Source organism: Stenotrophomonas pavanii (assembly GCF_900101175.1).
GTDB lineage: Bacteria > Pseudomonadota > Gammaproteobacteria > Xanthomonadales > Xanthomonadaceae > Stenotrophomonas > Stenotrophomonas pavanii.
The window spans coordinates 44,051-57,242 of sequence record NZ_FNFQ01000010.1; the positions used below are offsets into that span (position 1 = coordinate 44,051).

At 66.2% G+C, this 13,192-nt stretch carries 8 protein-coding genes; 7 read left to right on the forward strand and 1 reads right to left on the reverse strand.

The features are described from left to right. Positions 1-82 precede the first annotated feature (82 nt). From BLS66_RS16050 to BLS66_RS16080, 7 genes are all read left to right on the forward strand, one after another. Positions 83-2,458: a methyl-accepting chemotaxis protein gene (locus tag BLS66_RS16050; RefSeq protein WP_074726307.1), complete on the forward strand. Its 2,376-nt coding sequence runs from the start codon at positions 83-85 to the stop codon at positions 2,456-2,458. A gap of 662 nt (positions 2,459-3,120) precedes the next feature. Continuing rightward, positions 3,121-5,391 carry a methyl-accepting chemotaxis protein gene (locus tag BLS66_RS16055; protein WP_074726308.1) on the forward strand — a complete coding sequence of 757 codons (2,271 nt, stop codon included), beginning with the start codon at positions 3,121-3,123 and terminating at the stop codon, positions 5,389-5,391. Between the two features lie 34 nt (positions 5,392-5,425). Further along, on the forward strand, positions 5,426-6,295 hold the full coding sequence (locus BLS66_RS16060) for a CheR family methyltransferase (RefSeq protein ID WP_049416359.1): 870 nt from the start codon (positions 5,426-5,428) through the stop codon (positions 6,293-6,295). Next, positions 6,292-6,888: a chemoreceptor glutamine deamidase CheD gene (gene cheD / locus BLS66_RS16065; protein ID WP_014037083.1), complete on the forward strand. Its 597-nt coding sequence runs from the start codon at positions 6,292-6,294 to the stop codon at positions 6,886-6,888. Before BLS66_RS16060 ends, cheD begins: the two co-directional genes overlap by 4 nt. Then, complete coding sequence (locus BLS66_RS16070; protein WP_074726309.1) at positions 6,885-7,958, forward strand: protein-glutamate methylesterase/protein-glutamine glutaminase; 1,074 nt, start codon at positions 6,885-6,887, stop codon at positions 7,956-7,958. Before cheD ends, BLS66_RS16070 begins: the two co-directional genes overlap by 4 nt. A 403-nt stretch (positions 7,959-8,361) precedes the next feature. Further along, positions 8,362-9,000: a hypothetical protein gene (locus BLS66_RS16075; protein WP_074726310.1), complete on the forward strand. Its 639-nt coding sequence runs from the start codon at positions 8,362-8,364 to the stop codon at positions 8,998-9,000. Beyond that, a complete protein-coding gene (locus BLS66_RS16080) occupies positions 8,997-10,472 on the forward strand; it encodes an XVIPCD domain-containing protein (RefSeq protein WP_074726311.1) in 1,476 nt (491 codons plus the stop codon). Before BLS66_RS16075 ends, BLS66_RS16080 begins: the two co-directional genes overlap by 4 nt. Positions 10,473-10,565: 93 nt before the next feature. Here BLS66_RS16080 and acnB read toward each other — a convergent pair whose 3' ends face one another. Continuing rightward, positions 10,566-13,157, reverse strand: coding sequence for a bifunctional aconitate hydratase 2/2-methylisocitrate dehydratase (gene acnB, locus BLS66_RS16085; protein ID WP_049407406.1), 2,592 nt, complete (start codon positions 13,155-13,157; stop codon positions 10,566-10,568). Positions 13,158-13,192: the final 35 nt, after the last annotated feature.

Here is a 13,192-nt window from a genome sequence, read left to right on the forward strand (position 1 = left end):
CGCCGGGCCTGGTCCTGGCGTGGTTTCTGCTGCAACCGGGCCCGATGCCCGGGCGCGTCTGCCTTAGGAGCTCGCAACGCCCATGCCGTGGATCAACAACCTGAAACTGATGCCGAAACTGCTGCTGACTTTCGGCGTCCTCCTGCTGGTGATGCTGCTGCAGGGCATCGTCGCCTATCGCGGCCTGCATTCGCTGAACAACGTGACCACCGAGCTGGCCGGTTCGCGCATGGAGAGCATCCGCATGGCCGGCGAGATGCGCGGCATGCTCGGCGAGTACCGCAATGCCGCTTACCAGCAGCTGATCCGCGCCAGCGATGACGTCAAGTCCGATGCGCGCAAGCAGGGTGTCGACCTGCGCGCCAGCATGGACAAGTCGATCAAGGAGTATCCGAAGCTGGTCGACAATCCGCAGCAGAAGAAGCTGTTCGACGCCTTCGCCAAGGAATGGAAGGACGCGCTGGCGTCCTATGACAGCGTCACCGAGATGCTGGAACTGGACCTGCCGGACGACGCCATCGATACCTTCGTCGGCGAGACCCGCACCAAGCACCGCAAGGCCGCCTCGGCGCTGGAGGCGCTGATCGCCGAAGACAACCGCCTCGCCCGCGCGTCGCGTGATGAGGCTGCATCCACCTACTCCGCCTCGGCCGTGCTGACCGTGATCGCCCTGCTGGGCGGCGCCGCGCTCGGCCTGGTGCTGGTGTGGCTGTTTGCCCGTGCCCTGGTGGGCAGCGTGCGTGGCGCCGTGTCGGTCGCCAACGACGTGGCCGGTGGCAAGCTCGATGGCCACATCGATGTCAGCCGCCAGGACGAAGTGGGCGAACTGATGCAGGCCATGCAGCGCATGCAGCGCGACCTGCGCGAGCGCATCGAGACCGACCAGGCGATCGCCCGCGAGAACCTGCGCATCCGTACCGCGCTGGATTACAGCTCGACCGGCGTCTACCTGACCGATACCAGCAACACCATCGTCTACAGCAACCGCGCCCTGCAGCAGACCCTGAGCCAGTACCAGGACGAACTGCGCCGTGACCTGCCGGACTTCGACGCCCAGGCCCCCCTGATCGGCAAGCCGGTCACCGTGCTTGAGCACCGTGGTGAGATGGACCAGACCCTGCTGAACAACCTGAAGGCACACGGTGTCGCCCGTCGCCCGATGCAGTACGGCGATGCCCAGTTCGCCCAGGTGGTCTCGACCATCCGCAACGAAGGCGGCGACACCGTCGGCTACGTGGTGGAGTGGCGTGACCGTACCCAGGAAGCGCAGGTTGAAGCCGAAGTCGCCCGCGTGATTGCCCAGGCCGCCGCCGGCGACCTGTCCGGCCGCATCGACGCCTCCGACAAGGAGGGCTTCTTCCTGCAGCTGGCCCAGCAGATCAACGGCCTGCTGGACGCCAACGCCGGCAGCATCGAGCAGGTCTCGGGCCTGCTGGCCGCACTGTCGCAGGGTGACCTGACCGTGCGCATGCAGGGCGATTACCAGGGCGTGTTCGCACGGATGCGCGACGACGCCAACGCCACCGCCGCACAGCTCAGCGAGATCGTCACCCGCATCAAGCAGTCCAGCCGCGCGATCAGCTCCGCCGCCGGTGAAATCGCCTCCGGCAACAGCGACCTGTCGCGCCGTACCGAGCAGCAGGCCGCCAACCTGGAAGAAACCGCCGCCTCGATGGAGGAACTGACCTCCACCGTGCGCCAGAACGCCGAGCACGCCCGCCAGGCCAACCAGCTCGCCATCGGCGCGCACGGCGTCGCCTCGCAGGGCGGTGAAGTGGTCGGCCAGGTGGTCACCACCATGTCGGCCATCGAAGCCTCGTCGAAGAAGATCGCCGAGATCATCTCGGTCATCGACGGCATCGCCTTCCAGACCAACATCCTGGCGCTGAACGCCGCGGTGGAAGCCGCGCGTGCCGGCGAACAGGGCCGCGGCTTCGCCGTGGTCGCCAGCGAAGTGCGCACCCTCGCCCAGCGCTCGGCCGCTGCCGCCAAGGAGATCAAGGGCCTGATCGACGACTCGGTCGGCAAGGTCAACGACGGCTCGGCGCTGGTGCACAAGGCCGGCGCGACCATGGGCGAGATCGTCGCCTCGGTGCAGCGCGTGACCGACATCATGGCCGAAATCTCCGCTGCTTCGCAGGAACAGAGCGCCGGCATCGAGCAGGTCAACCAGACCGTGGTGCAGATGGACGAAACCACCCAGCAGAACGCAGCGCTGGTGGAAGAAGCCACTGCCGCCGCACGGGCGATGGAAGAACAAGCTGGCCACCTCAGCGAAGCGGTGTCGATCTTCGTGGTCGACGAAGCCGACGTGGTGACCGCCCCGCGCGTCTTCGCACCGGCCCCGCGCGCCGCTGCACCGGCTGCCCCGGCCCCGGCTGCCCCGCCGGCCCGCCGCACGGCGGGTGGTCGCCCGATGGCCACCGAACTGGCCGACGGAGACTGGCAGGAGTTCTGATGCCTGCCTGACCTGATCCACGAACACGCCCTGGCCCCGCGCCGGGGCGTTTTCGTTTACGGGGCATCTGGATATCAGCCAACGGCGAAGCCCCTCGGGGTGGTCGCGGAGAGCGCTTGGCTACTGCGGGCTGGCCGGGAGGGTGGGCTGCGCAGGGGACGCTGCAAGTACGTCCCTGTAAGCTCGGTCGCCGCTTGCTCGTGTGCACTGTCCTGCGCACACGGCAAGACCGGGGTTGGGCGTCCTGCCCAACCCGCCCGAGGCATGCCTCGAGCCCATGCGGCTCACGCCCCTGCGCAACCCATCCTCCCGGCCACGGACACTTCCCGTGCGCGCCCCCCCCCCCGGATTGAAGAAAGAAGAGCAAGAGCAACAGCCGCGTTGCTTCCGGGGTCAGATCCGTCTTCCGTAGGAAAACGGATCTGACCCCTCTTTCCACTTGGAAACCCAATGCCGCCATGAGCTGCCGTTGCCGTTGCCGTTGCCGTTGCTTCAAAAGCCTGCCGCAGGCAGCGCCGCAGCCGCCGCTGCAAGGAAACCTGAATACGTTCCGACAGCACGCCTCAATCCCCCGCCGCAACGGCCGATAACGGGGTTGTCACGGCGTGTACCGCCGATGACCGGCTCGGCGCCGCCCGCCCCCTTCGACCTGGTCCTGCTCGATGAATCTCCTGCATCGCTGGCAACACTACTTCAGCAATCTTTCCGTCCGGCGCAAGCTCAACCTGCTGACGCTGCTCATCGCGCTCGGCGTGATCGCGCTCTCGGTGATCGCCGCCCGCATGCAGTACCTGGACCTCACCGAGACCCGCAAGACCGCGCTGAAGACCCAGGTCGAACTGAGCTACGGCATCCTGCAGCACTACCACCGCCTGGCCGGCACCGGCGAGCTCAGCGAAGCGGCGGCCAAGGCCGCTGCGCTGCAGGCGCTGGAGGTGATGCGCGCCGAGAACGATACCTACTACTTCAACGTCTACGACACCGGCTACACGCTGCTGATGCACCCGTTCCGCAAGGACCTGGTCGGCAAGGACATGAAGGACTTCCGCACCGACGACGGCGTGCGCATCTACTACGACCAGGTCCAGGCCGCCCGCGCCGGCGGCGGCTTCGTCAACTACCGCTGGGCCAAGCCGGGAAGCAAGGGCGATGTCGAAAAGGTCGCCTACGCCGGCCTGTTCGCGCCCTGGAACTGGGTCGTCAGCAGCGGCGTCTACATGGACGACGTGCAGAAGCAGGCACTGGTGTTCACCGCCATCATGGCGCTCTCCGGTGGCCTGCTGGTGCTGATCGTTCTCGCCCTGAGCTGGGTCATCGGCAACCGCATCGCACGACCGCTCAAGCAGGCCACCGCCGTGGCAGAAGGCATCGCCAGCGGTCGCCTGGACAGCCACATCGGCCCGCAGCCGCACGATGAACCGGGCCGCCTGCTGGAGGCCATGTCAGGCATGCAGCAGCAGCTGCACGCGGTGATCAGCGGCCAGCGCGAGATGGCCCGCCGCCACGATGCCGGCGAACTGAGCTATCGCATCGATGCCAGTGCCTTCCCGGGCGAGTACGGCTTGATGGTGCAGGAAACCAACGCGCTGGTCGGCAGCCACGTGCAGACCCTGCACGACGTGCTGGACGTGGTGCAGCAGTACGCGGTCGGTGATCTCAGCCGCGACATCGCGCGCTATCCCGGCGAAAAGGCCGCGATGACCCGCACCGTCGACACGGTCAAGGCCAACCTCGGCCGCATCAATGCCGAAATCAAGCAGCTGGCCAGTGCCGCCGCGGCGGGCGACTTCAGCCGCCGTGGCGACGCGCAGCGTTTCGATCACGATTTCCGCCTGATGCTGGAGAACCTCAACGCGATGATGGCGGTCAGCGATGACAACCTCGGCAAGCTCTCGCAGCTGCTGTCGGCGATCGCCGAGGGTGACCTGACCGCACGCATGCACGGCGACTACCAGGGCGTGTTCGCACGGATGCGCGACGATGCCAACACCACCGTCACCCAGCTGACCCAGATCGTTGGCCAGATCCAGGCCAGCGCCTCCAGCATCACCCTGGCCGCCGGCGAGATCGCCTCCGGCAACAGCGACCTGTCGCGCCGTACCGAGCAGCAGGCCGCCAACCTGGAAGAAACCGCCGCCTCGATGGAGGAACTAACCTCCACCGTGCGCCAGAACGCCGAGCACGCCCGCCAGGCCAACCAGCTCGCCATCGGCGCGCACGGCGTCGCCTCGCAGGGCGGTGAAGTGGTCGGCCAGGTGGTCACCACCATGTCGGCCATCGAAGCCTCGTCGAAAAAGATCGCCGAGATCATCAGCGTCATCGACGGCATCGCCTTCCAGACCAACATCCTGGCGCTGAACGCCGCAGTGGAAGCCGCGCGTGCCGGTGAACAGGGCCGCGGTTTCGCCGTGGTCGCCAGCGAAGTGCGTACCCTCGCCCAGCGCTCGGCCGCGGCCGCCAAGGAGATCAAGGGCCTGATCGACGACTCGGTCGGCAAGGTCGCCGAAGGCTCCAGCCTGGTCCGCCAGGCCGGCAGCACCATGGGCGAGATCGTCGCCTCGGTGCAGCGCGTGACCGACATCATGGCCGAGATCTCCGCCGCCTCGCAGGAACAGAGCGCCGGCATCGAGCAGGTCAACCAGACCGTGGTGCAGATGGACGAGACCACCCAGCAGAACGCCGCGCTGGTGGAGGAAGCCACCGCCGCCGCACGCGCCATGGAAGAGCAGGCCGCGCAGCTCGCAGACGCGGTGGCGATCTTCCGCCTCGACAATCAGGTGGCTGCTGCAATGAAGGCCGCGGCCGCGCGCGTCGAGCCCGCCCGCGCGGCCCCTGCAACGCGCCCGCAGCCCGCCAGCGTGCCAGCACCGGCGCGGCGCGCAGGCGGCAGCGGCACCTTCGTTGCCAGCGACAGCGACTGGCAGGAATTCTGACCCACTGCGGTGGCTTCGGCCACCGCCTCCGCCGATGGACACGTCCCCCGTGCAAAGTCCTACTCCCATCGTTACCGGCCCGCGCGAATTCGAGTTCGCCGACCGTGATTTCCGCCGCGTCTGCGACCTGATCTACCAGCGCGTGGGCATCGCCCTCGCCCCGGCGAAGCGCGACATGGTCTATGGCCGCCTGTCGCGCCGCCTGCGCACGCTGGGCATGCGCAGCTTCCAGCAGTACCTGGACCATCTGGAACAGGAGGACGGCGACGAGTGGCAGGCGTTCACCAATGCCCTGACCACCAACCTGACCTCTTTCTTCCGCGAGCCGCACCACTTCGACAAGCTGCGCGAAGAACTCCAGCAGCGCTCCAGCCGCACCCCGCTGCTGCTGTGGTCGTGCGCGGCGTCCACCGGCGAAGAGCCCTACTCGATGGCGATCACCGCCTGCGAGGCCTTCGGCACCCTGAAGCCGCCGGTGCGCATCATCGCCACCGACGTCGATACCCAGGTGCTGGCCACCGCCGGCCGCGGCGTCTACAACATCGATCGCGTCGCCAGCCTCGATCCGGACCTGCGCCGCCGCTACTTCCAGCGGGGCAGCGGTCCGAATGAGGGCCAGTGCCGCGTACTGCCGGCGCTGCGCGAGCTGATCGAGTTCCGCCCGTTGAACCTGCTCGCTCCGCGCTACGACGTCGGTGGCCCGTTCGATGCGTTGTTCTGCCGCAACGTGATGATCTACTTCGACAAGCCCACCCAGCGCGCCATCCTCGGTCGCCTGGTCCAGCACCTGGCCGACGACGGCCTGCTCTACACCGGCCACTCGGAGAACTACCTGCACGCCGCCGATCTGATCCAGCCCTGTGGCCGCACCCTGTACCGCCGTGCAGCGAAGGCCGGCGCATGAACGCTTCGCTGCGTACCGACGATGTGATGCGCTACCAGGATGCGCGTTTCCAGACCATCGCCGCCAAGCTGCTGCCGACCCAGTACCTGGTGGTCGATGACACCACCGCGCTGACCACCACCCTAGGCTCGTGCGTGGCGGCGTGCCTGCGCGACCCGGTGCTGAAGATCGGCGGCATGAACCACTTCCTGCTGCCCGAAGGCAACGCCGGCGATGGTGCACCCGCGCGCTACGGCAGCTACGCGATGGAACTGCTGATCAACGACATGCTCAAGCGCGGCGCCCACCGCAAGCGCATCGAAGCCAAGGTGTTCGGCGGCGCCAACGTGCTCAAGGGCTTCACCAGCAATCCAGTAGGCACCCGCAACGCCGAATTCGTGCGCCAGTACCTGCAGGCCGAGCACATCCCGATCATCGCCGAGGACCTGTGCGGCATCCATCCGCGCAAGATCTGGTTCTTCGCCGACACCGGCCGCGTGGTGGTGCAGCGCCTGCCCCATGCACATGAGGCCGAAGTGGCCGCCACCGAATCGGCCGTGCGCGCGCGCCTGTCCAAGGCACCGGTCACCGGTGGCGTGGAGCTGTTCGAATGACCTTCACCGGCAACGCTCCCTGCCGGGTGCTGATCGTCGACGACTCCGCCGTCGTGCGCCAGATGCTCACCGAGATCCTGTCCAGCGATCCGGCCATCGACGTGGTCGGCACCGCCGCTGACCCGCTGCTGGCCCGTGAAAAGATCAAGCGACTGGCCCCGGACGTGATCACCCTGGATGTGGAAATGCCGCGCATGGACGGGCTGGCGTTCCTGGAAAACCTGATGCGCCTGCACCCGTTGCCGGTGGTGATGATCTCCTCGCTGACCGAGCGCGGCGCCGACACCACCCTGCAGGCACTGGCGCTGGGCGCCGTGGATTTCGTTTCCAAGCCGAAGTTGGACGTGGCCCGGGGCCTGCAAGGCTACGCCGACGAGATCATCGCCAAGGTCAAGATGGCGGCGCGCTCACGCGTCCGCCCGTTGGTGCGTGCCGCCGCACCGAAACTCCTGCTGGACGCCGCGCCCGTGATGCGCCCCGCCGCTCCGCAGTTCCGCACCACCGACCGGCTGATCGCGATCGGCTCCTCGGCGGGCGGCACCGAGGCGCTGCGCGTGGTACTGGAAGGCATGCCGGCCGACGCGCCCGCCGTGGTAATGACCCAGCACCTGCCGGCCAGCTTCAGCAGTGCCTTCGCCGAGCGACTGGACCGCCACTCGGCGATGGCCGTGCGCGAGGCCAGCGACGGCGAAGCGGTGTTGCCCGGCCACGCCTACCTGCCGCCGGGCGGCAAGCACCTGCGGATCATCCGCGACGGTGCCCGCTGGCGCTGCCGCGTCGACGACGGCCCCGCGGTGAACCGCCACAAGCCCGCGGTGGACGTGCTGTTCCGCTCGGTCGCGCAGAGCGCCGGTGGCAATGCGATCGGTGCCATCCTCACCGGCATGGGCGACGACGGCGCACGCGGCCTGCTGGAAATGCGCCAGGCCGGCGCGCCGACGCTGGTGCAGGACGAAGCGACCAGCGTGGTCTGGGGCATGCCCGGCGCCGCGTTCAAGCTGGGCGCGGCCGAGGAACAGGTGCCGCTGGAGCGGATCGCCGAGCGGCTGCTCGCCCTCGCCCGCAGCTGACAGGCCCCTGTGGAGCCGAGCCGACGCTCGGCTCTGCACCCTGCTGAACACCTCCACGAGACGTCAGGCTCAATTGCCGATCCGCCGGCAGTGCCTTCGACCATTGATGCTTCAACGGCGTGCTCGAGGCGTGACCCTGCCGCAGGCGATGCGCGTCGACCGGGAGCCCGCAGGGCATCGACTTGGAGCGCGGCTGGAGCGGGTCGTATAGTCAGTTATCGCACAGCAATGGAACGCCGATGAACGTTACCCCGCAAGGCCGCGCTGCTCGGGTACGCAGGGAGGGAAGTCCGCAATACCCACTGCGCAACCTGTCGCATTTGCCCGGATGTGGCGCCTTCGTTCGTGATGGGACCGCATGTTCCAAGGAGCAAGGACAATCCTGCAGCGACATGGACTGCTCATGCTGAAAATTCTCCCGACCCTTGCTCACGTTGCGTTGATCGCCTCGATCACACTGGCCGTCCCGGGCTGCAGCAAGGAACGCTCATACCCGGTCTATCGCGAGAATCCTGCGCCAAAGGATGCGCTGCCGATTGTGGTCCGGGTCCATGATGCACCCGTGGATGTCCCCGTTCCTTCGGTCTTCGTCACGTATGAGATAGACCCACTCTGTCTCCCGCCGGTCAACAATTGGGAGGGGGTGCAGTACGAGCCGAACCAGCACAAGGTTGAGCTTCAGGCACAGCGCCTCAGTGCAACTGAATTCAGCACTATTGTTTTCAACGACGGCATGGAAGTTGCCGACTATTACGGTCGTGGCCCGTGCACTTGGACACCCGTGCTCGTGGAAGCTTCATTCGCCTTCATCATCGATGATCGTCCTATCCAAGCAACCGCATGGACTTCATTCACAAAGCTTGAAACCGAAAAACTCGCTACTACCTACGTACATCGCGCCTTACGCCCCATGACTTCAGGGGGATCGCCAGAGTGGACGCCTACCGAGCCTTCGACTTGGTACGAGAAGATGTCTCAAGATAAGCGAAAGGATTACTTCCCAATCGAAATCTCCACACGGACTGAAGGAACAGCCCAATGAATCCTGGAGCAAATGCAGCCCTCTCAGATCATGTCTACAAGGATCCGCTCCCTGAGCCCAAGGCCATTGTTACCATTGCCGGGACGGAATATCGTGTACTGGCCAGCCCAAACTCCGCCACCGGCTACCAAGGCGTCATTTACCATAATCTCGAATCCAAAGAAGTAATCGTCACCCATCGCGGTACCGAGTTCGATCGCCAGCCTTTGATTGATGGCGGCATCGACGCTGCAATGGTCACCGCAAGAGTCAACGCACAACTCGGCGATGCCCTCGCACTCACCAAGCAGGCAATCGATCTGGCTAAAGAGAATGGGTATGGTCCGGTGTACGTCACCGGCCACTCGCTGGGCGGCGCGCTTGCGCAGATCACTGCGCATCACTACAACCTCCCCGGTGATGCATTCAATCCCTACGGTGCCGCCGGGCTGGCGTATCGCCTTCCCGAAGGCCAGCCGGCCAACGCGGCACCCTTCACCAACCACGTGATGGCAGGCGACCTGGTCAGCGCGGGCGGTCCTCATTACGGCAAGGTCGAGATGTATGCGCTGCCCAGGGAACTGGAGGTTCTGCGCAACGCCGAGCACGGCCAGCGCATCGCTTCACTTGGAACACCCGGGATGAAAAGCGGCCATGTCATGTCCGCCGCAGTGGCGGTCCAGTTGGGCGACTCCCATCGATTGGTTCATTTCCTTGATCGCGTGACCGACAAGGGCCCGGTGCAGTCTGTACTCGACAATCCGCAGGCCCGGATCACAGATCCTGACGACCTGCGCCGGATTGCCGACTATCGCCGTGATGTTCATCAGCTGCGTGCGGGCACCACCGTGCTGGTCGGCGGCGGACCTGGCCTGCTGCGCGACGGGATCAATTACCTGCGCGGTACCGAGGAAGCCGGTGCATATGCCCGCCGCGAGGCTGAAGCGGAGCAGCGGGCCCGGAATGCGCTCAAGCCGGGGGAGCAGCTGATCCAGGATGCAACCGACAAGGGCTCGCCCTCGCTCGGCAATCCCGCCTTCTCTCCCAGGAGTCCATTGCAGGAAAGCATTGAGTCAACCTTGGACAAGGCAAGCTTGGATCCCAGGAAGGAAGGCCATCCAGACCATGCGCTCTACCAGCAGATTCGCGAGGGTGTATCCGCCGTGGATGCCAGGCACGGGCGCAGCTTCGATGAAACCAGTGAGCGCATGACGGCCAGCCTGCTTGCGACGGCCAAGCGCAGCGGCCTCGAACGCGTTGATCATGTGGTCCTGGGCACTCCACCCAGCGATGGCTCGGGCCCTCACATGTTCGTTGTGCAGGGAGCGCCGGAGAATCCAGCACACCTGCGGGCGTCGGTACCGATCAGCGAGGCAATCAATACGCCGGTGGAGCAGTCGCTCGCCAAAGCCGAACAGATTGCGCAGGCACAGCAGGTCGGTCAGCAGGACCACGCCCAAGAGCAGATCCGGACGGCGATGCGGATGGGCTAGGCCACCCAGCCCGCCGCACACAAAAAACCCCCCGGCTTTCGCCGGGGGTTTTTCATTTCAACAGGATGCCGGCCAGCGACCGGCACTACCGCATCAGGCAGCGACCGTCTTGGCCACGTCCTGGTATTCCTCGATCTGGTCGAAGTTCATGTAGCGGTAGATCTCCGCGCCGCTGGCGGCGATCACGCCCACATCGGCCATGTACTCCTCCTTGGTCGGGATGCGGCCCAGGCGCGAGCAGATCGCCGCCAGTTCCGCCGAACCCAGGTACACGTTGGTGTTGCGGCCCAGGCGGTTCGGGAAGTTGCGGGTCGAGGTCGACATCGCAGTGGAGCCTTCACGGATCTGCGCCTGGTTGCCCATGCACAGCGAGCAGCCCGGCATTTCCATGCGCGCGCCGGTGGCGCCGAAGGTGCCGTACACGCCTTCCTTGGTCAGCTCCGAGGCGTCCATCTTGGTCGGCGGGGCCACCCACAGGCGGGTCGGCAGGTCACGCTTGCCTTCCAGCAGCTTGGCCGCGGCGCGGAAGTGACCGATGTTGGTCATGCACGAACCGATGAACACTTCGTCGATCTTGGCCCCGGCCACTTCGGACAGGGTCTTCACGTCGTCCGGGTCGTTCGGGCAGGCCACGATCGGCTCGTGGATGTCGGCCAGGTCGATCTCGATGACGGCGGCGTACTCGGCGTCGGCATCCGGCTCCAGCAGCTGCGGGTTGGCCAGCCAGGCTTCCATCTTCTCGATGCGACGCTGCAGCGAACGCGGATCCTGGTAACCCTCGGCAATCATCCACTTCAGCAGGGTGATGTTGCTGGTCAGGTACTCGATGATCGGTTCCTTGTTCAGGCGTACCGAGCAGCCGGCGGCCGAACGCTCGGCCGAGGCGTCGGACAGTTCGAACGCCTGTTCGACCTTCAGCTCCGGCAGGCCTTCGATTTCCAGGATGCGGCCGGAGAAGATGTTCTTCTTGCCAGCCTTGGCCACGGTCAGCAGGCCGGACTTGATCGCGTACAGCGGGATCGCGTTGACCAGGTCACGCAGGGTCACGCCCGGCTGCATCTTGCCCTTGAAGCGCACCAGCACCGACTCCGGCATGTCCAGCGGCATCACGCCGGTGGCTGCGGCGAAGGCGACCAGGCCCGAACCGGCCGGGAACGAAATGCCCACCGGGAAACGGGTGTGCGAGTCACCGCCGGTACCCACGGTGTCCGGCAGCAGCATGCGGTTGAGCCAGCTGTGGATCACGCCGTCGCCCGGGCGCAGCGAAACGCCGCCACGGGTGGAGATGAACTCCGGCAGGGTGTGGTGGGTCTTCACGTCCACCGGCTTCGGGTAAGCGGCGGTGTGGCAGAACGACTGCATCACCAGGTCGGCCGAGAAGCCCAGGCACGCCAGGTCCTTCAGCTCGTCGCGGGTCATCGGGCCGGTGGTGTCCTGCGAGCCGACCGAGGTCATCTTCGGTTCGCAGTAGGTGCCCGGGCGCATGCCCTGGCCTTCCGGCAGGCCACAGGCGCGGCCGACCATCTTCTGCGCTAGCGAGAAGCCCTTGCCGGTATCGGCCGGCTGCACCGGCAGGCGGAACAGGTCGGTCGGGGCCAGGCCCAGCGCTTCGCGCGCCTTGCCGGTCAGGCCACGGCCGATGATCAGCGGAATGCGGCCGCCGGCACGCACTTCATCGAACAGCACGTCGGACTTGACCTGGAACTCGGCGATCACTTCGCCGTTCTTCAGCGCCTTGCCTTCGTACGGGCGCAGCTCGATGACGTCGCCGTGCTCCATCTTCGATACGTCCAGCTCGATCGGCAGCGCGCCGGCATCTTCCATGGTGTTGTAGAAGATCGGTGCGATCTTGCCGCCCAGGCAGACGCCACCGGCGCGCTTGTTCGGGATGAACGGAATGTCATCACCGGTCCACCACAGCACGCTGTTGGTGGCCGACTTGCGCGAGGAACCGGTGCCGACCACGTCGCCGACGTAGGCAACCAGGTGGCCCTTTTCCTTCAGCGACAGGATCTGCTGGATCGGGCCGCGCTTGCCGTCTTCTTCCGGGGTGAACGGCGCATCGTCGCGCTTGTTCTTCAGCATCGCCAGGGCGTGCATCGGAATGTCCGGGCGGGTGGTCGCGTCCGGTGCCGGCGACAGGTCGTCGGTGTTGGTTTCGCCCGGCACCTTGAACACGGTGACGGTCAGGCTCTGCGGCACTTCCGGATTGCTGGTGAACCACTCGGCATCGGCCCAGCTCTGCAGCACGGCCTGGGCGTTGGCATTGCCCGCCTTGGCCTTTTCCTGCACGTCATGGAACGCATCGAACACCAGCAGGGTCTTCTTCAGGCCGTTGGCGGCGATGGTGCCGACGCTGGCGTCGTCCAGCAGCTGCACCAGCGGGGCCACGTTGTAGCCGCCGAGCATGGTGCCCAGCAGTTCGGTGGCGCGCTCACGGCTGATCAGCGGGTTCTGCTCGCTGCCCAGGGCGATCGCCGCCAGGTACGACGCCTTGACCTTGGCCGCGTCATCGACGCCGGCCGGCACGCGGTGGGTCAGCAGGTCGAGAAGGAACTCGGCCTCGCCCTGCGGCGGGTTCTTCAGCAGTTCGATGACATCGGCCGTCTGCTGCGCGCTCAGCGGCAGCGGCGGGATGCCAAGCGCAGCGCGCTCGGCGACGTGGTGGCGGTAGGCTTCCAACATGACAACTCCCGGGTAATGCGTAGGTTGAAAAATCA

What these genes read in the sequence shown, in the direction of transcription:
- BLS66_RS16050 (WP_074726307.1), top strand. Translation starts at nt 83, where the DNA reads ATGCCGTGGATCAACAACCTGAAACTGATGCCGAAACTGCTGCTGACT.
- BLS66_RS16070 (WP_074726309.1), top strand. Translation starts at nt 6,885, where the DNA reads ATGACCTTCACCGGCAACGCTCCCTGCCGGGTGCTGATCGTCGACGAC.
- acnB (WP_049407406.1), bottom strand. Translation starts at nt 13,157, where the DNA reads ATGTTGGAAGCCTACCGCCACCACGTCGCCGAGCGCGCTGCGCTTGGC.
- BLS66_RS16060 (WP_049416359.1), top strand. Translation starts at nt 5,426, where the DNA reads ATGGACACGTCCCCCGTGCAAAGTCCTACTCCCATCGTTACCGGCCCG.
- cheD (WP_014037083.1), top strand. Translation starts at nt 6,292, where the DNA reads ATGAACGCTTCGCTGCGTACCGACGATGTGATGCGCTACCAGGATGCG.
- BLS66_RS16075 (WP_074726310.1), top strand. Translation starts at nt 8,362, where the DNA reads ATGCTGAAAATTCTCCCGACCCTTGCTCACGTTGCGTTGATCGCCTCG.
- BLS66_RS16080 (WP_074726311.1), top strand. Translation starts at nt 8,997, where the DNA reads ATGAATCCTGGAGCAAATGCAGCCCTCTCAGATCATGTCTACAAGGAT.
- BLS66_RS16055 (WP_074726308.1), top strand. Translation starts at nt 3,121, where the DNA reads ATGAATCTCCTGCATCGCTGGCAACACTACTTCAGCAATCTTTCCGTC.